Source organism: Methylotuvimicrobium alcaliphilum 20Z (genome assembly GCF_000968535.2).
Lineage (GTDB): Bacteria > Pseudomonadota > Gammaproteobacteria > Methylococcales > Methylomonadaceae > Methylotuvimicrobium > Methylotuvimicrobium alcaliphilum.
On sequence record NC_016112.1, the window covers coordinates 280,236 to 306,092 of the forward strand.

Below are 25,857 nucleotides of genomic sequence, written 5' to 3' on the forward strand. Positions count from 1 at the left end.
AAATGACGCTGTATCTCAATGATCTCGGCATCCTATCGGTGGCCGGCGGCAATGGCGTCGAAATGTTGTCGAGACTGCTGGCGGGAAACCGTTCCGGCTTGATCGAGACCGATGAATATTCGCCGGGCAAGCCGTTTTATGTTGGCGAGATTCGTGCCGAACTACCTGAAATCGAAAAACGATACAGCGTTTACGATTGCAAAAACAATCGATTGTTACTCGCGGCCTTGAATCAAATTCAAGCGGGCGTCGACCGCATTAAACGGAAATACCGCACGGATCGAATCGGCGTGGTGATCGGCACCAGCACTTCCGGCGTCAGAAATACCGAGCTGGCGATTGCCGCGGTTGCAGGCGGTCTCGAAAAGCCGTCCGGATTTCATTACAAGCAACAACAATTGGCCGGCGGAGCCGATTTTTTGGCGCATCGGCTCGATTTGAAAGGCCCGGCCTATTCGGTATCGACGGCCTGTTCCTCGAGTGGCCGGGCTTTTGTTTCGGCCCGAAGGTTGATCGAGCTGGATATTTGCGATGCCGTCATCGTCGGCGGCGCGGATAGTCTGTGCCGCTTCACCGTGAACGGTTTCGCTGCATTGGAGTCGGTATCGGCGGGTTTGTGCAAGCCTTTCGGACGGCACCGGGACGGCATCAATTTATCGGAAGCCGCAGCCTTGTTCATCTTGAGCCGGGACGAAGGCCCCGTGCGACTCGGCGGAATCGGTGCCAGCAGCGATGCGTATCATTTTTCCGCGCCCGACCCCGGCGGCGCGGCCGTGGTTAAGGCGATGCAAACGGCATTGATCGAAGCCCGGATGACCGCCGAGCAAATAGACTATATTAATCTACATGGCACGGCCACGCCGTTGAACGATGCGATGGAAAGCGCGGCGGTCGTCGAAGTTTTCGACCGTTCGGTCGCGGCCAGTTCGACCAAAGGCATGACCGGGCACGCCTTAGGCGCGGCCGGCGCACTCGAGCTGGGTCTGTGTTGGCTGCTGCTGAATAGCGATGATGAAGAGGGCGCATTGCCGCCGAACGTCAACGGCGATGCGTTGGACGACTCGTTGCCGTCCTTGAATTTAGTGCAGGCGGGGCAAGTTTTAGGCAGGCGTATCGAACATTGCCAGAGCAATTCTTTCGCTTTCGGCGGCAATAATATTTCGATTGTCGTGTCGCGTGTATGATCGCTTATTCGATAGAGCAATTATTGCCGCATGCCGGCAAGTTGATGTTGTTGGATCATGTGTTGACCTACGACGACGAGTCGATGAGTGCGCAAGTAACCGTGCGCGGCGACGGTCTGTTCGGCGACAACACCGGCGTTCCGGCTTGGTTGGGTATCGAATACATGGCGCAAACGGTGGCGGCGCATGGCGGCTTGATGTGCCGTTTGGCCGGAAAACCGCTCAATCCCGGCTTTTTATTGGGTACGCGGCGTTATCATTGCAATGTGAGCCGGCTTAACGCCGGGGCGGTGCTGGTCGTGACGGTCAAGCGCCTTATACAGGATCAAGGCTTGGGCGTGTTCGATTGCCGAGTGACCGGCGATAGCGTGGAAATTTCGGCTAAACTGAGTGTTTATCAACCCGATACGGCAATCAATCGGGTCATCACAAACTAAGTAATTGTTTCAAAATAATTACCCGGTTTTATCGGCCAGTATCAGGTAACGCTTCCAGAAGACGCCGTGAATATATCCCTATAGGCTTGGGCGCGGCGTCCATGCCGCGCACACTTCTTCCAGCGTTACCTGATACTAGCCAAATCGGGAAATAAATTTTGGACCCTAGCAGGACGGGGTTTGCAACCCCGTCCTAAACGTTTTGACTTTGGCCGAAGTCAGCCGAAATGTTTAGGGCAAACCGAAACGTTGGGGACGGGTTAAATAACCCGTCCCGCAGAAGGTGTTCGATTGCCGAGTGACCGGCGACGGCGTGGAAATTTCGGCCAAACTGAGTGTTTATCAACCCGATACGGCAATCAATCGGGTCATCACGAAATAAAGAAACAGCATGAATGAAACAGTATTAGTGACGGGCTCCAGCCGGGGCATCGGCAAGGCGATCGCTTTGTATCTGGCGCGCAAGGGTTACGATGTAGTCGTGCATTGCCGCAGCCGCCGAAGCGAGGCCGAGCAAGTTGCGCAGGAAATTAAGGCCATCGGCCGGGCAGCCCGCATTTTGCAATTCGATTTGGCGGACCGCAAGCAATGCAGTGCGGCGATCGAGCAAGATATCGACGAATACGGCGCTTATTACGGCGTGGTCTGTAATGCCGGCGTGACTTGCGACAATGCCTTTCCGGCTTTGACCGGCGAGGAATGGGACAGCGTCATACATACTAATCTGGACGGTTTTTATAACGTACTGAATCCTCTGATTATGCCGATGATCCGGCGGCGCAAACCCGGCCGTATCGTCACGCTGTCGTCGGTTTCGGGCCTGATCGGCAATCGCGGCCAGGTCAACTACAGCGCCGCGAAGGCCGGCATCATCGGCGCGACCAAGGCGTTGGCGTTGGAACTGGCTAAACGCAATATCACGGTCAATTGCGTCGCGCCGGGCTTGATCGATACCGAAATGCTCGACGAGTTGCCGCTTGAGGAAATCAAAAAAATGATTCCGATGCGTCGGGTCGGTTCGGCCGATGAAGTCGCGGCCACGGTCGGTTTTTTAATGTCAGAGGAAGCCGCATATATCACCAGGCAGGTGATTTCGGTCAACGGAGGGTTGTGCTGATGAAACGCGTCGTGGTAACGGGCATGGCCGCGATCACGCCTATCGGCAACGATTGGGCGACGGTCGCGGATAATCTGAAAGCGCAAAACACCGGCATTCGCCGGATGGACGATTGGGATAAATACAACGGCTTGAATACCCGGCTCGGCGGGCCGGTCGATTTCACGCGGCCCGCGCATTATTCGCGCAAGCAAGTACGGGGCATGGGCCGGGTCGCGATGCTGGCGACCTATGCCACCGAATTGGCCTTGCAGGATGCCGGATTGCTGAATGACCCGGTTTTGAAAAGCGGCCGTACCGGGGTCTCTTACGGCAGTTCGTCCGGTAGTTTCGACGGCTTGATCGACTTTACCAAGATGCTGCTGAATTTCGACAAGGGCGGCTTGAACGCGACATCCTATATCCGCATGATGGGGCATACCTGCCCGGTCAATATCAGTCTGCATTTCGGCGTCAACGGCCGCATTATTCCGACCTCGAGCGCTTGTACATCGAGCAGTCAGGGCATCGGTTATGCCTACGAAGCGATCAAACACGGCCAACAAACCGTGATGATCGCAGGCGGCAGCGACGAATTGTCCGCCTCGCAAGCGGCGGTGTTCGACACCTTGTTCGCGACCAGTCTGCGCAACGACGAACCGGATAAATCGCCGCGTCCGTTCGACCGGGACCGCGACGGCCTGGTCATCGGCGAAGGCGGCGGCACCTTCATTCTGGAAGAGCGCGAACATGCCTTGAGCCGCGGGGCGACGATTCATGCCGAGATCGTCGGTTTCGGCACCAATTGCGACGGTCTGCATGTCACGCAACCGGACAGCACGAGCATGCAGGTCGCAATGCAATTGGCGCTGCAAGACTCGGGTCTGGATCCTGCGGCAATCGGTTATGTCAGCGCACACGGCACCGCGACCGAGTTGGGTGACATCGCCGAAAGTCATGCTACGGCAGCCGTATTGGGCAGCAAGATTCCGATCAGCTCAATGAAAAGTTATACCGGCCATACGCTCGGCGCTTGCGGCTCGATCGAAGCCTGGGCGGCGGTCCGGATGATGAACGAAGGTTGGTTCCATCCGACCGCGAATCTGGATGCTGTCGACCCCAAATGCGCGGAGCTCGATTATATTCAAGGAGCTGTGCGTAAGCTGGAATGCGATTATTTGATGAGTAATAATTTCGCCTTCGGCGGCATCAATACCTCATTAATTTTCAAGCGGGTTTGAGTGGCAGGCCATGGCGAAACTCATGACCGTGACCGCCAATACGGCGATCGATTTATTGCTCGAAGTCGAAAGTTTTGCGTTTGGCGAAACGCTGTCGGCCAGTCGTAGCGCCGAATTCGCCTGCGGAAAAGGCATCAATGTCGCGAAGGCTATCGAGTCGCAGGGTAGTGAGGTTTTATGTCTGGGCTTTGCGGGAGCCCGGTCGGTCGACGCGTTTCATGCCTTGCAAACCGAGCGGCTCACAACCGATTTGACAGTGGTCTCCGGCAAGACGCGCACCAACATTACGCTGCATGATTCGGCGAGCGGCCGGGAAACCCATATACGAACCGCAGGGTTTAGCGTTACGGAAGACGATTGCCGCCGCTTATGCGAAAGCGTCGAATCTCATGCCGAGCCCGGCGCTATCGTGATCATTTCCGGCAGTCTGCCGCCCGGAGCGCCAAACGATTTCTATCGTAGCCTCATCAAGGTCTGTCGCGAGCGCGGGGTGACGACGTTTTTGGATGCCAGCGACTCCGGCTTGAGTCTCGGCATCGAAGCCAAGCCTGATGCGATCAAACCGAATCAACAAGAGCTCGAAGCCTTGCTCGGTAAGTCCTTGCCGGACGAACGCAGTATCGCCGAAGCTGCCAAGGAACTGGTCGGTCAAGGCATTCAACGGGTCTATGTCTCAAGGGGCGAGCACGGCTGCATTGCCGCCTACGAGAACATGGCGGTATCGGCTTATCTGAATACAGCGCCGGAACGAATCGTCAGTCGCGTCGGCTGCGGCGATGCGCTGGTGGCAGGTCTAGCGGTCGCGGCGCGGCAAGGTCTGGATGCTAAGACCGCGTTGAGACTGGGCGTGGCTTGCGGTTCGGCGAATCTGTTTTCGCCGGAGCCGGGCCGGTTTGAACCGACCCGTGTCAATGAGATTATTTCACGTATCGTGGTTGAGGATATCCTGACTTCTGTCTGATCGAAAAAGGGTCTAATTTCCCGTACATTCCAAGCTTGAACGACTTTTCAGTATGAAAAGTATCCATAATCACCTCACTGAAGGCGAGGCTAACAGAGAATCGATATGAGCAACAAAAACCAACATTTATCGCCCGAAGATGCCGAGATCATAAAAAATCAGGCGTTCAGTGATACCCTGCCGGGTACTTTGCTGAAAGATTTTCAGGCGCTGCTGGATTTCATTGGGAGCGATGGCATCGAAGTGACCAAAACAACCCAGCATATCGGCATGAAATACTTGTTTGAACTCAATGAGCGGATGACTCGGCCTGTTGAAACCGAACTGAAGCGGCCTCAACAAAAGGCGTTTCCCAATCTTCACGGGCTTTATTTGTTGCTGCGAGTGTCCGGTCTGGCGCGTTTGGTCAAGGATAAGAACAAAACACTGTTAAAACTCGATCCGGATGTATTGGCTTCCTGGCAGCAGCTCAATGCCGTGGAGCGTTATTTTTCGTTGTTGTTTTGTTGGATCGTACGCGGCGATGAGGAAATTCTTGGTGAGTCAAGAAGCTGGAACAATCAGAGTTTTCGCCGATGTTTGGAGGTTTATCAAAGCACGAAGCCTTCCGGCTCCAAGGAGCATGGCAGCCGGGGGTATATGATGGCTTTGTATTTCGTCAGCTTGCATAATGTCGCGCTGATGGCGTTATTCGGTTTCTTGATCCGCACGAAATTCAATCCCGGCGGATCGCTCGAGGGTGTCGAGTTATCGGATTTCGGCCGCGCCTTGCTAGCCTATTTTGACACGGCTACTGAGCTGTATATGGATGAAAACGATTATGAGTTGTCGGATGGTTTCTACGATTTTTGCGCGAAGGATTTGATGCCGCTGTTTCCGGATTGGCAAAACCGTTTATTGATAAAGGAGAGAGAGGTTTTGACGGAAGGTTATTCGGTGATCGCCGTTAAAGTGCGTGACGCGGTGCGAAAACTGGCGGTCCCTCACGATGCGGTTCTCCACGATTTTGCGATGAGCATTCTGGATGCATTCAACTTCGATGACGATCATTTGTACGAGTTCGTTTATAAAAACGAACTTGGGAAAAACGAGACGGTGATGCATCCTTTTTCCGATGACGGCGATTATTGGGCCGATGATATGACACTCGGAGAAATGCCGATACACGAAGGCATGACCTTTGTTTTTCATTACGACTTCGGCGACGACTGGCGGTTTGAGTGTCAAATCGAGTCGCTTATCAAGGAGGCAGGAAAATATAAGGAACCGAAAGTCATCGAAAAAAAGGGTAGAGCGCCGAAGCAGTATTACTATTAAAAAATTTGGCTGAATCAGCCAGTTACTCCAGCCGAAATTTTATCCTAGAAAAAGCATTCACCATGAAGATCATGAAGAATAAGAAGTTAACTCAATAGCTTCTTATGTGTTTTCCTGATTATCAAGATACTTCAGCTTGCCGAAGCCAAGTGTCCGAGCAGGGGCCAGTCGTAGTCGCAAAAACTAAAATATGCTGTTACCCAAGCTCCATGTTCAGGAAGCTCTAGCTTCCCGACAATCAAGAAAGATTAAACGAGCGAGTCGGGGTTGATTGAGAATGTGCGGAGGTTGTGTCGGTCTCAGGAAGCTGGAGCTTCCGGGGTGTCTTTCCCAAGCTGGAGCTTGGGAAAGAGCGTGATGTGGGTTGGCCGTTTCCCGCTTTAGCCTAGATTTCGGCAATCGTTGCCATTTCCGCATCGTCGATTTGTTTCTGATCGAATTGTTCAACGCGATTTCTGCCGTTTTGTTTAGCTAGATATAACGCCTTGTCGGCAAAATCGAGCAAACGGGCTGCGCTTAGAGTGTTGTTTGGAACGACCGTGGCAACTCCCAGACTCAATGTCACATAATGAGACACGGGCGAATTCGGGTGCCTTAATCGTCTTTTTTCGACGGCGTCTCTCAGCTTCTCGGCCAACGATTGGCTTTGCTCTGCATTACAAGCCGTAACCACGCAAAACTCTTCACCTCCGTAACGGCAAACGAAATCGTCCGAGCGCTTTGAAAATAATTTAAGTACTTTGGCTAACTCAATCAGACATTGGTCGCCGGCAGGATGGCCCTCGGCATCGTTGTAATTCTTGAAATAATCGATATCGAGCATGATTATCGATAAGGGATATTGATGACGCAATGCGCGTTGCCATTCTTTTTGCACATACTGATCGTAATAACGCCGGTTCGGCAAGCGGGTCAACGAATCGATGTAAGCCAGGTGTAATTTGGACTTTGCTCGACTAAGTTGTTTTTGGGTGAGTCGCTCGGTGTAGTGAAAAACGATTAACAACATCACGCCGAGTGAAGCGATTACGGTATGTAGCAAATAGATATGGCTTAACTGGTTTTCGACATAAGGGATAATCTTGGTCTTGGGGATGCTAACGCTGATGCCGCCCCGGATGTCGCCGATTTGATAATTTTGATGGCAACGCAGACAGTCTTCGGTAATTTTAAGAGGTTCCATGTAGCGGTAAAACGGTTCGTCATGCAAGGTTGCGATATCCATAAAAACGGAGTCGCCTTCTTCAAATGCCAATAGCGCATTCGTTTCCCAGTCGTCTGCTTTATTTTCCGGGCGTTTCGGATGAAGGCTGGTTATATGGAATTGAATCCCGGATTTGTCGTGTTCCAGTTCAGCCAGTTGACGCGTCATATAAGCCGGGTTGATCAACGTTAGCCGACGCCCGTCGAGAGTAACGATATCGCGTCCGGGAATATCCAAGTAAGGATTGGGTGGAGTATCTTCGGTAACCGTTACGTAGACGCCGCCGTGTCGGGCATTCCAATGCCGCATCGTGACGATGTGTTGAAAAAACAGCTTGCCTTGCGAGAAAGCGATTTTTTTGGCGGTATCTTGAGCATTATAGACTTGAAGCAATAGCGAAATACCGTTAAGTCCCAACCACAGCAACACAAAAAAAATAAAAAACCTCGTTTTCATGCAAAACCAACATCAACAACAATGGCGGAATATGATAACCGAGCGAACAGTTTTCGGTTGAAAAAATAGAGCGCGGAGTTATTGAATTGAGTTATACCCCGTAGATCAAAATTCGGCGCCGAGGTGACCGTCAAAGGACGCCGTGAACCCAGCACCTAAATTATCCAAGATAGTTAACCATAACCAATGGGCTATGGAATTTAGGTGCTGGGTGAATACGTCCATGTAGACTCTATGCCAGCAACCGTGCTGGCAAAGCCATTGTCGATCACCCCGGTGCCTCTTTAAGCATCGCCGAAATTTTAAGTGCGAAAGGTATAAATCCAGGACCGATGCTGCAATAGAGCTTGCAGAGTCAATGCATTGAATGGCGCGGCGCACTCGGCATCATTGTTGAAACAAACGTGTACGGTTCGGCCTTGTTGTAAGTATTCGGCAATCGTTTTCGCCGATTGTTTCGATGCCTCAACAAAACCGTACAATTGGTCGAGGTCTTTTTTAACGGCTGAGGCAATTGCCAAAGTATGGCCGACAGTTTTTCGGCCAGCGGCAAGGCATACCATTTTTCGAATGTCGACGTTTTTTGCAGCCGATAGAAGGTGCCGTTGATTTCGATGGCGTTGAATCGTTCGGAATAAAACTTGAGCCAAGCTTTTTGTGTTGTCTTTTGATAGAAACAGTCGCGCCAGTGTCTGTAGCACCAATCGCTGGTGCCGATATAAAGCTTGGTCAGCCCTTGATGCAAATGACAGGCTCGAGGCGCGCGACTTTTTTCGCAAGACCAGCCTTATCGGCGGAGTCGACGACCGCACTGACGTCTTTGTAAGCGGCCGGCGCCTCTTCGGCGACGCCTCGTAATGATGGGCTGCGAATCAGAATGCCTTGTTCGGCCAATTGATCGACCAACGCCCGTCCGTGCCACTGTTTTGTGGCCTGGCGTCGACTCATTGCCCGCCCCGCGCCGTGGCAAGCAGAACTGAACGAGCGTTGCTCTGCCTGTTTGGTGCCGCACAAAATATAGGAACTCGTGCCCATCGAGCCGCCTATCAAGACCGGTTGGCCGACAGATTGGTATTCGGTAGGCAAGTCGGCATGGCCGGGGCCGAAGGCTCGCGTCGCGCCTTTGCGATGGACGAAGACTGTCTGTGCCGAACCGGCAACGATATGGCGTTCTTCTTTGCAGGTATTATGCGAGACGTCGTAGAGCAGGTCGATTGAAATGCCCGGAAAAATTTCGTTCATCGCTTGGCGCGTCAAATGCGTGATGATTTGTCGGTTCGCGAGCGCGCAATTGATGCCGGCACGCATCGCGCCGAGATAGCGCTTGCCCAGCGGCGAATTCAGCGGCGCGCAGGCCAGTTCGCGGTCGGGCAGGGTAATATGATATTGAGACGCCGCGAGCGCCATATCTTTCAAGAACTCGGTGCCGATTTGATGCCCCAGTCCCCGGGAACCGCAATGAATGCTGATCACGATCGCATCAAGCTTGAGCCGGTAGGCTTCGGCGACCTCCTGATCGAAAATTTCGACGACACGCTGTACTTCAAGATAATGATTGCCGGAGCCGAGTGTGCCCATTTCGTCTTTTTGCCGCTCGCGAGCGCGCGGCGATACATCGCGCGGTTCGGCGCCGTCGACGCGGCCGCGTTCCTCGGTGAATTCGAGATCGCGTGCTTCGCCGAAGCCCTGATCGACGGCCCATTGCGCGCCGCCGGTCAGCATCGCGCGCATTTCGTCGTGATTCAAATGAATGAGGCCTCGGCTGCCGACCCCGGCCGGCACGGAGCGGTAGAGTTCGTCGGCTAGGTCTTTTTTGACGCCTTGCAAGTCGTTCATCGTCAGGCCTGTATGCAATGTGCGAACGCCGCAGGAGATGTCGAAGCCGACGCCGCCGGCAGAAATCACGCCGCCTTGGTCCGCATCGAACGCCCCGACGCCGCCGATAGGAAAACCGTAGCCCCAATGCGCGTCGGGCATCGCATAGGCCGCCTCGACGATGCCCGGTAGCGCCGCGACATTGCAAATCTGTTCATGGACTTTCTGGTCCATCGCTTGCAACAGCGAGGCATCGGCATAAATAATTGCCGGCACTCGCATCGCGCCTTTCGCCGGGATTTTCCAGCAAGTTTCATCGCGTTGAATGAATTGTTTGAGGTCCATCGATTTTACCCTTTATGCAGAATGTGGAAGTATATTGCCGTATTCATACATCCACCACGCACTGAGCCAGCCAAAGCCCGTCTTCGGTTTGGCGCACGGCAAGTTCGGTCAAGGTCGCGCCCTTGATTTCGACGGCGGGTTGGTGTTTGGCGGGATCGGCCGGTTCGCCGGAAGCCGTCGCAATTAAAAAGTTGCCATTGATCTCGACCTGAAACCGCTTGAACAAAAAGCCTTTGACAGCCATCAGATAAATCAATTCATTGATCCAATCCAGAAATAAGAATTCGATATCGTCCGCTTGACAGGATACTTCGACCGATTGATGTTCTAGAATCAAGTCGGGATCGCAGATGACCGAGGTCATCGCCAGCGCGGCCTGCTCGAAAGCTGCGGCGAGCGTAGGCGCAATACCGCGAATACCGATATCGGCTTTATGTTCGAAGTGTTCCCAATGAGGAATCTGAGCGTTATCGTTCACGATAAGTCTCCCGGGTGAGGATTACTTTGTGAGCAATGTCGCAAAATTATGGACATTACGTCAAGATAGTATTCAAATTAAGTTGCCGAATAAATTTATATGCTTGTTACGATGCTAAAGTGAAGTATTTTTTGGGAAGGGAGCTGAGAAGTATACCTTTCGCACTTCAAATTTTGGCAGTGCCAGAGGAGGTGCCTGGGTGTCCGACAAAGGCTTTGCCAGCATGGAGCTGGCATAGAGCCTACATGGACGTATTCACGGCGTCCTTTGGCGGACACCAGGCGCCGAATTTTGATCTACGACGGGTATATGTAAAATATATTAGACTTCTCTAATATACGAATCTATAATCCGAATCCAACAGGATCGGAAATTCAGGATGGTGACCGATCCGTCGGCTAATCATGCAAGTTAATCAAAGGCTTGCGCTATTTTACTCGCTGCAGTCATGTTTTGTCGGGAGCGACGCGGACATCTTGCGATTTTTTACAGCAGGTGAGGGCTTATGAGCACAACAACGCAACATCACCGTATTGTCGTTGCCGGAAGCGGCCCCGGCGGATTGTCGATCGCGGCGCGGGTGGCTGCGCAAGGCCTTGAGGTCGCATTGATCGAGCCGTCCTCTAGGCACGTTTATCAACCCTTCTGGACCTTAGCAGGGGCCGGCATCGTCGATCACGAATTATCGGTTAGGCCAATGGCGGATATGATTCCATCCGCGGTCAAATGGCTAAAGACCTCTGTCACGGGATTTCAGCCGGAACTTAATCAATTACAAACCGAAGACGGGCAGACGCTCTCTTACGATTTCCTGGTTGTCGCGCTGGGACTTCAGATCGATTGGCATAAAATTCCGGGGTTGCCCGAACGCCTGGGGCAACAGGGCGTCTGCAGCATCTACGATTTTTCAGGCTCCGAGCAGACCTGGGAGTTGATCCGAAATTTCAAGGGCGGCCACGCCATATTCACGTTTCCACCGCCGCCGATCAAATGCGCCGGCGCACCTCAGAAGATCCTGTATTTGGCCGAGGAATATTTCCGCAAGGCCAATGTTCGAGATAAAACCCGAGTCAGTTATTTTTGCGCGACACCGACGATCTTCAGCGTCAAAAAATATGCCGATGCGTTGATTCGTCAATGCGTCAAGCCCCGTGATATCGCCACCCATTTCAATATGCGCCTGAAATCGGTCGATGCCGAAAATCGCCAGGCGCTGTTCGAAAATAGCGAAAGCGGCGAGGAACAGCGGATCGATTACGATTTGTTGCATGTCGTACCGCCGATGAGCGCACCCGATGTGATCGAGAACAGCTCGTTGGCGAATGCCGAGGGCTGGGTCGACGTCGATAAAGCCACGTTGCGGCACAAGCATTTCGATAATGTATTTGCGATCGGCGATTGCGCGGGGCTGCCGACTTCAAAAACCGCCGCGGCGATTCGCGCGCAATCGCCGGTGCTGGCCGCGAACTTGCTGGCAGCCGTTAACGGACAAGCGCCGGTGGCGACTTACGACGGCTACACGGCTTGTCCGTTGGTGACCGGCTACGGCAAGGCAATTCTGGCCGAATTCGATTATGAATTACAACCTCAGGAAACCTTTCCGTTCGATCAAAGTAAGGAAAGCCTACTGCTGTATTTGTTGAAACGCTTCGTGTTGCCGCAGTTGTATTGGCGGGCTTTGATCAAGGGGCGCAAGTGGCCCTGGTCGAAAGTCGGCACTTAGGAGGTCCTTATGAAAGTCTCGTTGACGCGTCAATTGGCGGGCGTGCTTGCCGTCAAGTTTTTGTTACTGTGGGGACTGTGGTTCGCATTTTTCCGCCCCGAACCCCGCCCGCAAGACCGCTCCGATTTGGCGGCTCGTCTGTATGGCGAGCGCCCATCGTCCGATTTTTCTAGTTCCGTAGGGGAGAAATGAACCATGTTTACCGGTGAAGAGGTTGTCAATCTGTCGCGGCTGCAATTCGGATTGACGGCCATGTATCATTTTCTGTTCGTGCCGCTGACCTTGGGTTTGAGTTTCATCATCGCGATCATGGAGTCGGTCTATGTGATGACGCACAAGGAAGTCTACAAGGACATGGCGAAATTTTGGGGCAAGTTGTTCGGCATCAATTTCGCGATGGGTGTGACGACGGGGCTGACGCTGGAGTTCCAGTTCGGCACCAACTGGGCCTATTACTCGCACTATGTAGGCGATATCTTCGGCGCGATTCTTGCGAGCGAAGGGCTGATGGCATTTTTCCTCGAATCGACGCTGGTCGGCCTGTTCTTCTTCGGCTGGAACCGCCTGACCAAAGTTCAGCATTTGACCGTGACTTGGCTAATGGCGTTCGGCACCAACTTGTCGGCGCTGTGGATCTTGATAGCGAACGGCTGGATGCAATACCCAGTGGGGGCCGAATTCAATTATGAAACTCTGCGCATGGAGCTGACCAGTTTCGCCGACGTGTTTTTTAACCCGGTTGCGCAGGTCAAATTCGTGCATACCGTGGCGGCGGGCTATGTGACCGGCTCGATGTTCGTGCTCGGCATCAGCGCCTGGTACATGCGCAAACGCCAGGATCTGGGATTTGCACGGCGCTCGTTCGCGGTTGCGACTTCGTTTGGTTTGGCATCGATTTTGTCGGTGATCGTGCTAGGCGATGAAAGCGGCTACAGCGCCGGCGAGACGCAAAAAGTCAAGTTGGCCGCGATCGAGTCGGAATGGGAAACGCACGAGGCGCCGGCCGGATTTACCGTGATCGGTTTTCCGGATCAGGAAGCGGAAACCACGCATTTCGCGGTCAAAATCCCTTACGTGCTCGGATTGATCGCGACGCGTTCGGTCGATGAAGAAGTGAAGGGCCTGACCGAGCTGCGTACCGAAAACATCGATAAGATTCGCAACGGCATGATTGCCTATCGCGAATTGGAAAAAATGCGCGGCGGCGATCAACGCCCGGAAACGCGAGCATTGTTTGAAGAGCACAAAAACAATCTCGGCCATGCATTATTGCTGAAACGCTATATCGACGACGTCAGTCAGGCCGACGAGGCGATGATTCAACAGGCCTCGAAAGACAGTCTACCGAGAGTCGCGCCGTTGTTTTGGGCGTTCCGCGTGATGGTCGCGAGCGGCTTTTTGATGTTGTTCATTTTTGCCGCATCCTTTTATTACTGTGCGACGCGCCGTGCGGGGCAGCAGCAGTGGTTGATGCGCCTTGCGACCTGGAGCATTCCGCTGCCGTGGATCGCCTCGGAAATGGGATGGTTCGTAGCCGAAAACGGCCGTCAACCTTGGACGATCAGCGGCGTGTTGCCGACATTTCTGAGCGTTTCGGAAATCAGTCCTAGCGATGTTTATTTAAGTTTGATCGGGTTCGCGGTGTTCTATACTGCGTTGCTCGTCGTCGAATTGTTTTTGATGTTCAAATTCATTCGACTGGGACCGAGCAGCCTGCATACAGGTAAATATCATTTCGAAACGGCCGAAACCCCGGCAATCGCGCACTGAGGAGACGACGATGTTCGATTATGAAACTTTACGCGTGATTTGGTGGCTGTTCATGGGAGTGCTTATCTCGGGATTCATCCTCAGCAGCGGCTTCGACCTTGGGGTTGGTATCTTGCTGCCCTTTTTCGGCCGCGACGACATGCAGCGCCGCGTACTGCTCAATTCGATCGGCCCGACCTGGGAGGGCAATCAGGTTTGGCTGGTCACGCTGGGTGGTGCGATGTTCGCGGTTTGGCCGTTGGTCTACGCGACGCTGTTCTCGGGGTTGTATCTGGCGATGATTCTGGTGTTGTTCACGCTGTTTCTGAGGCCGCCGGCATTCGATTACCGCGGCAAGCTGGAGTCGCCCAAATGGCGATCGACCTGGGATTGGGTGTTGTTCACCGGCAGCGCGGTGCCGACCCTGTTGCTCGGCGTGCTGGTCGGCAACCTGATACGCGGCGTGCCGTTTCATCTGAACCATGAATTACGCTCTTTTTACGACGGCAGCTTTTTCGATTTGCTCAATCCGTTCTCGCTGCTGTGCGGCGTGATGGCGGTGTTGCTGCTGATGCTGCATGGCGCGATTTATCTGCAATGGCGCACCGAAGGCGAGTTGTATTTCCGTGCCCGAGCGTTCGTGTCCAGATTCGGCCTGATCATCTTAGGCCTGTTGACGCTGCTGGCCGTTTGGGTGTTGCTGAGCATGGACGTCTACCGCCTGCCGGATGACGCGCTCTTCAACGCCGCTTCGAACCCGCTCGCGAAAACGGTCGAAAAACAAAGCGGCGGTTGGCTCGCGCATTTCTTCCTACATCCGTGGATGCTGTTCGCGCCGATTACCGCCTATGCAGGCTTGTGGGCAGCCTATTTGCTTGCGCGCGAGCATACCTGCAAGGCGGCGTTTATCGCGAGTTGTTTCGGCTTGCTCGGCGTATTGTTCACGGTCGGTTTCGGCCTGTTTCCGTTCTTGCTGATTTCGAGCACCGATCCCGGCAGCAGTCTGACTATCTGGGACGGCAGCGCGAGTCATTTGACGCTCAGCATCACGTTCTGGATTACCGTCGTGTTTTTGCCGATCGTGCTCATGTACACGCGCTGGGCTTACAAAGTGATGTGGGGGCCGGTGACTGAGAAAATGATCAGCGAAGATAAGCATGGGTGGTATTAAAAAGGGGCAAGGTGAAAGATGAAAGCTTAGTAGGGTACGCTGCGCGTACCATGGCAACCCCATCTATGTTACGTGTAAGTAGGTGCGCTTAGATACCTACAACTGACAAACTCCCTCAGGCTCAAAGTCATGGGAAGCCCGAGGATCGATAAAATGATCTACGAAGATAAGCGCGATGGGTATTGAAAGATACAAGGTGCAAGGTGCAAGATGCAAGATGCAAGATGAAAGCCTTGTAGGGTATGTATTGCGTACCTTTTGCGGGGCGCATCGGATGTGACAGACAAACGGTGCTTGCTTTAAAACCGAATCGAGGAATTTATTATGTGGTATTTCAGTTGGATATTGGGCGTTGGCTTTGCCTGCGCGTTCGGCATCATCAACGCAATGTGGCTTGAGGCCGAATGCGATTTCGATCACTGCGACATGGATAAAGCGATGCCGGGCGAAAAGTGTGACGAGAGTTAGGCGTAGGTCGGGTTAGGCAATAGATATAATGCGACACAACCACGCAAAAATCGGGTGATGCTATCCTGAAAAAGGGGGATATGGGGGCACGCAAGTGGCTCATGAAGGGATCAATGAAAATATCGCAGAAGAACAAGCAAATTAAGCTTTCCATCAAGATCACTGTTGTCAGCCTGTTTTTATTGATTACGTCGCTGACTGTGATTGTCGCCATTAGTTTGCAATTTTATTTTACGAGCTCATTGGCGGTCGAATCGACTCTGATTACCTATCGCCAATCCGCTGCGAGTACCAGTGACTATTTGACGGCCATGGATCGAAGCGCGGTTGATGCCACGCGCATTCTGGCCGGTAATCCCGATATTTTGAGCGAAGGCCGAGTGACAGAGCGAACACGCGACATCTTTGCCGAAGTGCTCGATGAAAACCCTTTGTTCTATGCCGCTTATATCGGTTTTGGCGATGGCGACTTTTACGAGCTGATCAATCTGAATACGAGCGAAGCCGTGCGCATGCAATTACGGGCATTGCCGCAGGACAGGTGGGTCGTTATCACGGTCTTGGGCAAAGGCGATCGGCGAATTCGGGCATTTCACTATTATGACGAACAATTTAATCTCCGAACCAGCCGAACAGAGCGGAGCGACTATTTAGCCAGCAAGCGACCGTGGTATATACAAGCCAAATTGGGCAAAGTCCATAAAACCGCTCCCTATCAATTTCAACATCTTCAAGCGCCAGGCCAGACTTATTCGATGCGGATTGCCGGTCAGGATGCGGTTCTGGCGGTCGATATTGCGTTGTCTGCTATGTCCGATAAGCTCAATGAACAAATGTTGAGCAAAGATAGCCGCATTTATCTCTATCAAGGCAGTGGCGAAATCATTGCCTCTAGTGAAAGTCGAATGCCGCCGACTGTGATGCCGAAAGTCGAGCCCCTCGTACTTAACGATGAACAGCGGCAATTGGTAGAGAAAAATCCCATATTGACGGTATCGAACGAGCTCGATTGGCCGCCGTTCGATTTTGTCATCGCCGGCGAACCATTCGGCTATGCTATCGACGTATTATCGATGATCGAGCAAATGACCGGCTTGCAGTTCGACTATGTCAACGGTTATAGCTGGCCTCAGCTGGTCGCGATGTATCGTACCGGTCAGATCGATATTTTGCAGCCGGTGGTCGGTACCGAACAAAACGCCGCTTTAGGTATATTGAGCAAGGCCTTTGCCGAGCCATCGGATGGTATTCTGATGCGCAAGGATCAAACGCCTGTTACATCAATCCGACAATTGCAGGGAAAACGGCTTGCAATACCGGCCGGGTGGTCCATCATCGCTTCTTTCAAGCAAATGTTTCCGGACATCGACATTGTCGAAGTCGATGGCGTTCGGGGATTATTCGATGCGGTGCGGCGAGGCGAGGTCGATGCCGGGCTCGATACTGCCGCAATCCTGCATTATACGACACGGCAATTTTTCTTCGATGATGTCGCGATCTATGAGGAGTTGGATTGGGGGGAATCAAGCATTCCCAACAGTCTGCACTTTGTAGTGCGGCCGCAACTAAAAGAAGTTATCGAGTTGATTAACTTGGCTCTGGATAATTTAGGCGAACAGCAGCACAGTTGGTTAAATGCGCGCTGGCTGGTCGATGCGGAAAGGGACATTGCTCAGGATGCCATGGTCCCATTCCAAGAACTCATCAGTTTGGCTTCGGAATCGGCCGAACATAATCGGCTGCATAAAATGGAGTTTGATGGCGAGCCGCACTTCGTCTATGTGCAGGCCATTGGCCAAAATCATCGGGCGGCCGACTTTTTTGCCGTGATTACGCCGGAATCCGCCGTGCTAGCCCCTGCCGTTGCTCAAGTCAATGCCGTGTTATTGATTACCGGCGGCTGCCTTTTGTTATTGTTGCCGCTTGCATTTTGGCTGGCCTCGTTGATTGTTAAGCCGATCAAGCATCTCGCTCTGGAAAACGAAAAGATTCAACGGCGCCGATATGGCGAACTCGATCCGATGGACAGCCATATTATCGAAATCGATGAGCTATCGGGTTCGATGATGACTATGGCGCATTCGATACAGCGGCATGCCAAAGAACGGGAAGAATTGATGGAATCATTCATCCAGTTGATCGCCCAAGCCATCGATGACAAATCAGCCTATACGGCTGAGCACTGTGCGAGGGTTCCGGAGCTGGCCATCTTGTTGGCGCAAAAAGCCGAAGAGAGTCGTCGACCGCCATTCGATACATTCGGTTTCGGTAACGAAGATGCCTGGCGCGAATTCCGTATCGGGGCTTGGCTGCACGACTGCGGCAAGATTACGACGCCTGAGCACATCATCGATAAAAGCACCAAGCTTGAGACGATTTATAACCGCATTCACGAAATCCGAATGCGCTTCGAAGTGTTGTGGCGCGATGCCGAAATCGACTATTGGAAGCAGTACTTGACCGCGCCGAGTGATGAGGAACGAAATCGTCATGAATTAGAGCAACGCCAACGACAATTACAAGAGGATTTTGCCTTCGTTGCCAACTGCAATTTGGGCGGTGAAAGCATGAGCGAGGCCGATATCGATAGGCTGAATCAATTGGCTCGCATTACTTGGCGGCGGCATTTCGACGACCGATTAGGTTTATCTCCGATCGAACTTGCACGCTATCCCGAGGAGCAAACACCGCTGCCGGCCACGGAGCCACTGTTGGCGGATAAGTCTTGGCATATCATCAAGCGCCTGCGAAACAACATTCATGATGAGCGCTTGGGCATCAAAATGGCGATACCGGAACATCTTTACAATCTGGGCGAATTGCACAATCTCACTGTATCACGAGGTACCTTGACCGAAGAAGATCGCTTCAAGATTAACGAGCACATGATCAGCACGATCAAAATGCTCGATAAATTGCCGTTGCCCGAAGATTTGCTCCAGGTGCCGCGCTATGCTTCTACTCATCATGAAACGCTAGATGGGCGCGGTTATCCGCGCATGCTGACCGCCAAAGACCTTTCGATTCCGGAACGCATCATGGTGTTGGCCGACATTTTCGAAGCATTGACAGCGGCCGATCGACCGTATAAAGATGCAAAGCCGATCAGCGCCGCGCTCGATATACTACATCGAATGGTGCAAGAACAGCATGTGGACTGTGATGTCTTCGAGCTTTTCTTGCGTAGCGGCGCCTATTTGGAGTACGCAAAACGTTACCTGCGCACTGATCAGATCGATGCAGTGGATATTCGGCGCTATCTCGGCCAATGAGCGAGTTGACATTCCGGCCATTGCCCGCTTATGGCTGATTCAGCGCGTGTGGTAGCATGACCGCAACTTGAGTCGGTTAAGGAGTTTACAATGAAAACAGTGTTGATCGGAGGAACGGCCAACGGCCAACTCTTGATGGATGCCGCGATGGCGAATCGTCACGGCGTCATTTCCGGGGCAACTGGGACGGGCAAGACCGTAACCCTGCAAGTTTTGGCGGAAGGTTTTTCGAGATTGGGCGTTCCGGTATTCTTGGCCGATATCAAAGGAGACTTGTCGGGAATCGCGACGGCAGGGCAATCGCACGAAAAAATTTCCGAACGCGTGACGGGAATCGGTATCGCCGACTTCCAATTTCGTGGAAATCCTTCGGTCTTTTGGGATTTGTTCGGCCGAAACGGGCATCCGGTGCGCACGACGATGTCCGATTTAGGCCCTTTGCTGCTCAGTAATCTGTTGGAATTGAACGACACGCAAACCGGCGTGATTTATAGCGGCTTTAAAATCGCCGACGACGAAGGGTTGTTATTGCTGGACCTTAAAGATTTGCGCGCGATGTTGAATTGGATGGGCGAAAACTCAGCGGCACTGTCCAAACAATACGGGAACATCACATCGGCAAGCATCGGTGCGATACAGCGACGGCTGTTGGTGCTCGAGGAACAAGGCGCAGAACATTTCTTTGCCGAACCTGCGGTCGAGCTCGATGATTTTCGCAGGACCGATTTTTCCGGCAACGGTGTGATTAGCATTCTCGACGCGACCGAGTTGACGGCGAAATCGCCGCGGCTGTATGCGACCTTTCTGCTGTGGATGTTGTCGGAATTGTTCGAAACCTTGCCCGAAGTGGGCGATAGCGATAGGCCGAAGCTGGTGCTCTTTTTCGACGAAGCGCATCTGTTGTTCAATCAGGCACCGAAGGTCTTGCTCGACAAGATCGAACAAATCGTTCGCTTAATCCGTTCGAAAGGCGTCGGCGTCTATTTCATTAGTCAAAGTCCCTTGGATGTTCCTGCGCCGATACTCGGTCAGATGGGGCTGAAAATCCAGCATGCGCTACGAGCATTTACGCCGGCCGATCGCAAGGTACTGAAAAGCGTCGCGCAAACGTTCAGAGCCAATCCTGGCTTCGATACCGAAACCGTGTTGCAAGAGCTGAAGACCGGCGAAGCGCTGGTTTCGGTGCTGAACAAGGACGGCAGCCCGACTCCGGTCGAGCGTACGTTGATCCGGCCGCCCGAGTCGAAAATAGGACCGCTGTCTCAGGAACAGCGCGATGAATTGATCGGCCGTTCCCCTTTCAAGGGGCGCTATGATCAGATGGTCGACCGCGAATCGGCCTACGAAATGCTGAAGCACAAAGCCGAACAGCAGGCATTTCAGGCGCAGGCCGCGCGCGATCTCAAGGCGTCGGCAACGAGACGGACCGGCACATCGAATCGGCAAAGCGTCGGCGAGGCGCTGATCAAGAGCACCGCGAGAACCATCGGCTCGCAGCTCGGCCGCCAGATCGTGCGCGGCATCATGGGCTCGTTGCTCGGCGGGAAGCGCTGAACGCGGACGCACAAGGCGTCGCTCTCACAAGGGAACTGGATGCTCCTTGGGAGAGCGCGATACCCAGATCCCGATTTCGAAGCCACTGATGTGCAATATTCGCAGATTTATCAAACAGTACCGTTTCCAGGTATACGACGACCTCTGTTTAGCAAGTTTGCCGATATTTGTGGATAACGATGAGCGCAGAGCGTAGGAACGAAGATTCATGGCGGTCCTCGATGGACACATCCCATACCTTTTATTCTTAGACGGTTTTTCGATCAAAAGGGAGTAGAATCTGCGAACTTTCACAGTAACGTCCATGAAGGTCTAGCCATCGCCCCGGCAAATGAAAGTTCTCTGGTGGGGAGGGTACGGTCACTCGCCCGACAGGACGCCGTGAATACATCCATGTAGGCTCGACGGCGGCTTTCCCTGCCGCCGACGCCTGTCGGTCGAGCAACCGCACCCTCTCCGGAACCGGCATTTGCTCTGTCGAGCGCCGTATATCGAAAAATTAGATAAAGGGTCTATATCTACGAACTTTCACAGTAATTACGGATTAATCGATCTCGTCGATCGCTATTTTTAATTTCACGGCATGTATCGGCCGCATTCTTCGTCTGCATCGTGTACCTTTATCAAAAATTACCGGCAACAGATGCGCGCTCTTTCGGGATTCTTTATCAATACTCTCATTTACGAACTGTTAGCAAGCTTTTCGAATCGAGGTAACCATTCGGCAAACTTCATCACAGAGTCATAGCTGCAGACCGTTTCTAACTTTCTGGTTTCGACGACTTCAAAAATACGGCGCGCGCGCTTTAGAGTTTCCTGCTCGGGCCCGAACGGATTGAAACGCATCCCCGCATCTGTCAAAAAGACATAGTCGCAGATGAACAGTACGTCACGGTAAATATAAAAAGTGAATCCGGGCGTGTGTCCGCCGGTATGGAAGGCTTCGATGCCGTAGGCGATAGAGTCGCCGGTAAAGCGCAGATCGACATCGAACGAGGCCGCCAACGGATGCCGCGCGTCCAAGTCGTGCATGCGCACTTCGGCATTCCAGAGCTTTCGGTATTGATTCGACGCGCCCATGAAATGATGATGCGTGAACAAGATGGCGCGCACCGGCGACAAATCCCGGTTGAAAGCCGAGGGTGCGTCGATCCAGACCGCGCCTTGGTCGGTTTCGATTCGATAGGCCGCATGTTCCAATCCCAATTTCGGCACCGAAAGTAGTTGACCGACATATTCGTTGACCGGTCGTGCGGTCACGCGATAAGTTTTTTCGGCCTCAACCCATGATAAAAAGCGATCATGCCGGGCTCCGCAGAACGGACAAACCTCGGGCATTTCGCCGATCATGTTATAACCGCATTCGAGGCAAACCCATTGCGGCGTGTCGTCGAAGAGTTTGGGTTCGTTAGGCATGGAATTGTCTGCCTTTACTTTTTTATAATTGATGCGTTTCAGGTTCGCCAGGGATGCGACGGTAAATCGGCGAGGCCGATCACATCGACGCCGGCTTTGGCAACTTGATGATCGTTCTCCACCGAACTGCCGCTGACGCCGATCGCGCCGATCAAAACACCATCTTCATCGACAATCGGGACGCCGCCGGGAAAGGTGATTAAGCCGTCGTTGGAGTGTTCGATTCCGTAAAGCGGTCCGCCCGGTTGCGATAGCTGACCGATTTGTCCGGTGTTCATGCCGAAGAAACAGGCGGTCTTGGCTTTTTTGAGGGCAATGTCGATGCTGCCGACCCACGCGCCGTTCATTCTGGTGAACGCTTTCAAATCGGCGCCTGAATCGACCACGGCGATACACATTTGCGTGCCGATTTTGTTGGCCTCTGCGATGGCTGCCGCAATCGCTTTCTCTGCTTGTTCATAGCTTACGTGCATGGTTTTTCTCCCGCTTGTTGTCGTTATTAAACCGGATGGCTCATTTCGGCATGATCATCCGTTCCGGCCGGACGATCGCATCGAACTGTTCGGCGCTCACCAGGCCGACGGCAATGGCCTCTTCGCGAAGCGTCGTGCCGTTTTGCATGGCCGTTTTGGCAATTTGTGCGGCCTTGTCGTAGCCGATCTGCGGAACCAGAGCGGTGACCAGCATCAGCGATTGCTCCATTAACTCCGCTATCCGCTCGGCATTCGGTTGTATGCCTGCCACACAATGTTCGGTAAAACTATGCGCCGCGTCGCCGAGAAGGCGTATCGATTGCAACACGTTATAAATCATCACCGGCTTGAAGGTATTGAGTTCCAGATGACCTTGCGCGCCGGCCAGGGTCACCGTCGTATGATTGCCGATGACTTGTGTGCAAACCATCGTTAATGCCTCGCATTGGGTCGGATTGATTTTGCCCGGCATGATCGATGAGCCGGGTTCGTTTGCCGGCAAAATCAGTTCACCGAGTCCCGAGCGCGGACCGGAACTCAAGAGGCGAATGTCGTTAGCGATTTTATTAAGGCTGACCGCGCTGCAGTTCAACACGCCGGATAGTTCCACCAGTGCGTCGTGCGCGGCCATCGCTTCGAATTTGTTGGCGGCGGATGTGAAAGGATGCCCGGTGAATTTAGCGACTTCGTCGGCGAATAGTTCGGCAAAACCCTGGCTCGAATTCAAGCCCGTTCCGACTGCGGTACCGCCTTGCGCGAGAGGATACAGGCGTTTGAGACTGTCCTGTAGCCGTTCGATGCTGAGTTGAACTTGGGTCGCGTAACCGGAAAACTCCTGGCCCAATGACAGTGGCGTCGCATCTTGCAGATGCGTGCGTCCGATCTTAATGATGTCGGCCCATGCCTGAGATTTATCGGACAGCGTTTTTTGCAAGCGCTGCAATGACGGGATCAGTAGACATTGGAGTTGTTCGACCGCTGCGATATGCATCGCGCTTGGAAACACATCGTTCGAAGACTGGCTGAGGTTGCAGTGATCGTTGGGGTGAACCGGCGATTTCGAACCGAGCGCGCCGCCCAGGCGTTCGTTGACCCGGTTGGCGATCACTTCGTTGGCATTCATATTGGATTGCGTGCCGGAGCCGGTTTGCCAGATCACCAGCGGAAAGTGTTCATCCAGTGCGCCGTCGATGACTTCCTGCGCCGCATCGACGATTGCGCGGCCGAGTTTTTCATCGAGCTTGTTTTGGGCGATATTGCTTAAGGCCGCACAGCGTTTGACGATCCCGAGCGCGCGGATCAGCGGGCGAGGTAGGCGTTCGTCGCCGATCGCGAAATAGTGCAGGGAACGCTGCGTTTGAGCGCCCCAATATTTGTCGGCGGGGACTTCAATGGAGCCCAGTGCGTCGCTTTCAATTCGCCCGGCCGAACTTCCGATTGTCATGGTTATTATGCAAATGCGCTAACAGCGATGGATTATTCGCTTGGTTTACTCAGCATTTTTCGCACCTCGCCCACATGAATTTCTTCCTGGGCGATCATTCGGCGCGCATATTCCTCGAGCAGAACGCTACGGCCGTCGACCAACTCCAATAAACGATGATATTCGGCCAGTGCCGATGCTTCATGATCCAACGATTCCCGGAGAATGGCGCCGATATCGTGGCGATGCGTTTCCAGTAACGGGCCGATTCCCAAAGAGGGATGACCGTCCAAATGGGTAATCATTTCTCCGGCTTCGTTGGCATGGAGTAACGATTCATTCGCTTGGCCGCGCATCCAGGAAACGATGGGGATTCGATTGTAGCCGACAACCATCAAGGCATAATGCGTATAACGAACCACGCCCGCCAGTTCCGCTTCCAGAATGTTATTCAGCACTTTGATCACGGCGTCGTTATCGATTTCGGTGTTTGTCATGAGTGTCTCCTGAAGTCAGAATGGGGAGAGTCTGACTATAGCGCTTTTTTGATCGTTGAGATAGTAAACTTTAACCTGATTAGCAAGATGCTTCAGCTTGCTGAGGCCAACTGTCCAAGCAGTGGCCAGTCTTAGCCACTTCTGCGGGACGGGTTATTTAACCCGTCCCCAACTTTTCGGTTTGCCCTAAACATTTCGGCTGACTTCGGCCAAAGTCAAAACGTTTAGGACGGGGTTGCAAACCCCGTCCTGCTAGGGATATGCTGGTTTTTGGGCTTTAGCTGAAGAAACTTGCTAATCAGGAACTTTAATCCTAGAAAAAGCATTTCACCATGAAGGTCGTGAAGGATAAGAAGTTAATTCAATAACTTGTTAAGCGCTTGTATAGAGCTTTCGTCCACTTCGGCGCCTAATTTTGATCTATACCTTTCGCACTTCAATTTTCGGCAGTTTCTTAGGAGGCGCCGGGGTGCTCGGCTAAGGCTTTGCCAGCATGGAGCTGGCATAGAGCCTACATGGATGTATTCACGGCGTCCTTTGACGGGCACCCCGGTGCCGAATTTTGATCTACGATAGGTATACGATGGGTTTATTGATGCCCAAATCCTTAATAGCGTGACGGTAAACGAGCGACCGAATTTAATTTCCAGGGTTTCGGATTAATGGCTGCCTCTAACTTATCTTCCAATGGGTCGTCTAACTCATGAAAAAAGTCCAAGCCGGTTAATTCTTCGATAGTGTCCACGGAGACGATAAAGTCGGTCAGAGGCTCATTGCCTCGCACCGTTTGCGGGACCAGGAACGCCAACATTTTGATTCCGGAACTTGTTTCCGCGGCATAAATTTTATAAAAAGCATCCGGTATTTCCACTTTCCAGCTGCTCTTCAATCGATTCAGCGGATTCGAAAATACGGGGCCGGTTATTACCCAGACGCGTCGATGCAATTTGGTAAAGTAGTCGACTTCAACGGCTTCCAATCGCTGCCACACTTTTTGATTTAGATTCGATTTTTGAGGGGTAATGTTGGTCATTAAAAACGTATCCAATTGCGCTTGTTTGCCATAGAGTCGGCTGATGGCATAGTTAGGCGCCATATGGCCTCGGTCGAAACCGCTGCGGGTATAGTCTTGATGGCTGATACGCGTCAGGCTGCGCCAATCTGTGCTGAATGTTTGCGGCCGTTTATGAGGCGTCGCATTGTCCTTAATCGCTGTGACTTGATAGATTACCCAAAGTGGATTGCCACGAATGTCTGAGTATCCGACCATGAATCCATCATTGCGAAATACTCTCGACCAGGTCAGCGGCTGATACCAGACTTGAGTTTGCGGGACGCCTTGAAATGCCATGTCGGGCCTAGCCAGCATGACTTCATAACTGTAGCCGCCAATTAGAGGGAGTAGGGTCAGTACGCTAATGCGCGGATATTTTTTACCAACTCTAAAAAACGTGATGAATGTAGCGAGTAAAAAGCGATGTTTTTTCTGTCTTCTTCTTGCCATGTCGATTAGCTAACGATGTTCAAAAATGCCGCATCAAATAGGGTGCTGCGGATTTTTATTAAGTGACTTAAGT

The 25,857-nt window shown here is 52.7% G+C and carries 22 protein-coding genes and 1 pseudogene; 13 read left to right on the forward strand and 10 right to left on the reverse strand.

Annotated features, from left to right (window positions below; translation table 11 throughout):
- Window positions 1-2: 2 nt before the first annotated feature.
- From MEALZ_RS01285 to MEALZ_RS01310, 6 genes are all read left to right on the forward strand, one after another.
- Window positions 3-1,184 (forward strand): beta-ketoacyl-ACP synthase, encoded by a 1,182-nt coding sequence (locus tag MEALZ_RS01285; protein ID WP_014146771.1) that lies wholly within the window; start codon window positions 3-5, stop codon window positions 1,182-1,184.
- The gene (locus MEALZ_RS01290; RefSeq protein ID WP_014146772.1) at window positions 1,181-1,621 is read left to right on the forward strand and encodes an ApeP family dehydratase; all 441 of its coding nucleotides are present in this window, start codon (window positions 1,181-1,183) and stop codon (window positions 1,619-1,621) included. Before MEALZ_RS01285 ends, MEALZ_RS01290 begins: the two co-directional genes overlap by 4 nt.
- A 391-nt stretch (window positions 1,622-2,012) precedes the next feature.
- Window positions 2,013-2,738: a 3-oxoacyl-ACP reductase FabG gene (gene fabG, locus MEALZ_RS01295; protein WP_014146773.1), complete on the forward strand. Its 726-nt coding sequence runs from the start codon at window positions 2,013-2,015 to the stop codon at window positions 2,736-2,738.
- Window positions 2,738-3,958 carry a beta-ketoacyl-ACP synthase gene (locus MEALZ_RS01300; RefSeq protein WP_014146774.1) on the forward strand — a complete coding sequence of 407 codons (1,221 nt, stop codon included), beginning with the start codon at window positions 2,738-2,740 and terminating at the stop codon, window positions 3,956-3,958. Before fabG ends, MEALZ_RS01300 begins: the two co-directional genes overlap by 1 nt.
- 10 nt (window positions 3,959-3,968) lie before the next feature.
- On the forward strand, window positions 3,969-4,919 hold the full coding sequence (locus MEALZ_RS01305) for a 1-phosphofructokinase family hexose kinase (RefSeq protein ID WP_014146775.1): 951 nt from the start codon (window positions 3,969-3,971) through the stop codon (window positions 4,917-4,919).
- A gap of 105 nt (window positions 4,920-5,024) precedes the next feature.
- The gene (locus tag MEALZ_RS01310) at window positions 5,025-6,236 is read left to right on the forward strand and encodes an IS1096 element passenger TnpR family protein (RefSeq protein WP_014146776.1); all 1,212 of its coding nucleotides are present in this window, start codon (window positions 5,025-5,027) and stop codon (window positions 6,234-6,236) included.
- Between the two features lie 385 nt (window positions 6,237-6,621).
- On the opposite strand, the gene MEALZ_RS01315 is transcribed toward MEALZ_RS01310, so the two are convergent.
- From MEALZ_RS01315 to MEALZ_RS01330, 5 genes and pseudogenes are all read right to left on the reverse strand, one after another.
- A complete protein-coding gene (locus MEALZ_RS01315) occupies window positions 6,622-7,896 on the reverse strand; it encodes a diguanylate cyclase domain-containing protein (protein ID WP_014146777.1) in 1,275 nt (424 codons plus the stop codon).
- Window positions 7,897-8,198: 302 nt separating this feature from the next.
- A complete protein-coding gene (locus tag MEALZ_RS23850) occupies window positions 8,199-8,459 on the reverse strand; it encodes a DUF72 domain-containing protein (RefSeq protein WP_162472900.1) in 261 nt (86 codons plus the stop codon).
- A gap of 47 nt (window positions 8,460-8,506) precedes the next feature.
- Window positions 8,507-8,641, reverse strand: a pseudogene (locus MEALZ_RS23855) (DUF72 domain-containing protein); the annotation flags it as partial.
- A complete protein-coding gene (locus MEALZ_RS01325) occupies window positions 8,626-10,056 on the reverse strand; it encodes an RtcB family protein (RefSeq protein WP_014146779.1) in 1,431 nt (476 codons plus the stop codon). The pseudogene MEALZ_RS23855 and the gene MEALZ_RS01325, both read right to left, overlap by 16 nt.
- Window positions 10,057-10,099: 43 nt before the next feature.
- Window positions 10,100-10,534: an archease gene (locus tag MEALZ_RS01330; RefSeq protein WP_014146780.1), complete on the reverse strand. Its 435-nt coding sequence runs from the start codon at window positions 10,532-10,534 to the stop codon at window positions 10,100-10,102.
- A gap of 505 nt (window positions 10,535-11,039) precedes the next feature.
- Between MEALZ_RS01330 and MEALZ_RS01335 the strand changes: the two genes are divergently transcribed.
- The 7 genes from MEALZ_RS01335 (at window position 11,040) to MEALZ_RS01365 (ending at window position 20,471) form a co-directional block, all read left to right on the forward strand.
- Complete coding sequence (locus tag MEALZ_RS01335) at window positions 11,040-12,257, forward strand: NAD(P)/FAD-dependent oxidoreductase (protein ID WP_014146781.1); 1,218 nt, start codon at window positions 11,040-11,042, stop codon at window positions 12,255-12,257.
- A gap of 9 nt (window positions 12,258-12,266) precedes the next feature.
- Window positions 12,267-12,449 carry a cytochrome oxidase putative small subunit CydP gene (gene cydP, locus MEALZ_RS01340; RefSeq protein WP_014146782.1) on the forward strand — a complete coding sequence of 61 codons (183 nt, stop codon included), beginning with the start codon at window positions 12,267-12,269 and terminating at the stop codon, window positions 12,447-12,449.
- Between the two features lie 3 nt (window positions 12,450-12,452).
- On the forward strand, window positions 12,453-14,027 hold the full coding sequence (locus MEALZ_RS01345; RefSeq protein ID WP_014146783.1) for a cytochrome ubiquinol oxidase subunit I: 1,575 nt from the start codon (window positions 12,453-12,455) through the stop codon (window positions 14,025-14,027).
- A 10-nt stretch (window positions 14,028-14,037) separates the two neighbouring features.
- On the forward strand, window positions 14,038-15,177 hold the full coding sequence (gene cydB / locus MEALZ_RS01350) for a cytochrome d ubiquinol oxidase subunit II (RefSeq protein WP_014146784.1): 1,140 nt from the start codon (window positions 14,038-14,040) through the stop codon (window positions 15,175-15,177).
- Window positions 15,178-15,501: 324 nt separating this feature from the next.
- Entirely contained in the window at window positions 15,502-15,645 is a 144-nt protein-coding gene (cydX, locus tag MEALZ_RS21130) for a cytochrome bd-I oxidase subunit CydX (protein ID WP_014146785.1), read from the forward strand.
- Window positions 15,646-15,758: 113 nt separating this feature from the next.
- Window positions 15,759-18,917, forward strand: coding sequence for an HD domain-containing phosphohydrolase (locus MEALZ_RS01360; RefSeq protein WP_046060927.1), 3,159 nt, complete (start codon window positions 15,759-15,761; stop codon window positions 18,915-18,917).
- Between the two features lie 90 nt (window positions 18,918-19,007).
- A complete protein-coding gene (locus MEALZ_RS01365; RefSeq protein ID WP_014146787.1) occupies window positions 19,008-20,471 on the forward strand; it encodes a helicase HerA-like domain-containing protein in 1,464 nt (487 codons plus the stop codon).
- Window positions 20,472-21,152: 681 nt separating this feature from the next.
- Here the strand turns inward: MEALZ_RS01365 and MEALZ_RS01370 are convergent.
- The 5 genes from MEALZ_RS01370 to MEALZ_RS01390 all read right to left on the reverse strand — a co-directional run bounded on the left by MEALZ_RS01370 (window position 21,153) and on the right by MEALZ_RS01390 (window position 25,784).
- Window positions 21,153-21,887, reverse strand: a complete 735-nt coding sequence (locus tag MEALZ_RS01370) for an MBL fold metallo-hydrolase (RefSeq protein WP_014146788.1) — start codon at window positions 21,885-21,887, stop codon at window positions 21,153-21,155.
- 38 nt (window positions 21,888-21,925) lie between these two features.
- Complete coding sequence (locus MEALZ_RS01375) at window positions 21,926-22,360, reverse strand: GlcG/HbpS family heme-binding protein (RefSeq protein WP_014146789.1); 435 nt, start codon at window positions 22,358-22,360, stop codon at window positions 21,926-21,928.
- A gap of 40 nt (window positions 22,361-22,400) precedes the next feature.
- On the reverse strand, window positions 22,401-23,804 hold the full coding sequence (fumC, locus tag MEALZ_RS01380) for a class II fumarate hydratase (protein WP_014146790.1): 1,404 nt from the start codon (window positions 23,802-23,804) through the stop codon (window positions 22,401-22,403).
- A gap of 32 nt (window positions 23,805-23,836) precedes the next feature.
- A complete protein-coding gene (locus MEALZ_RS01385; RefSeq protein WP_014146791.1) occupies window positions 23,837-24,280 on the reverse strand; it encodes a ferritin-like domain-containing protein in 444 nt (147 codons plus the stop codon).
- Between the two features lie 607 nt (window positions 24,281-24,887).
- Window positions 24,888-25,784, reverse strand: a complete 897-nt coding sequence (locus MEALZ_RS01390; RefSeq protein WP_014146792.1) for a DNA/RNA non-specific endonuclease — start codon at window positions 25,782-25,784, stop codon at window positions 24,888-24,890.
- Between the last annotated feature and the right edge of the window lie 73 nt (window positions 25,785-25,857).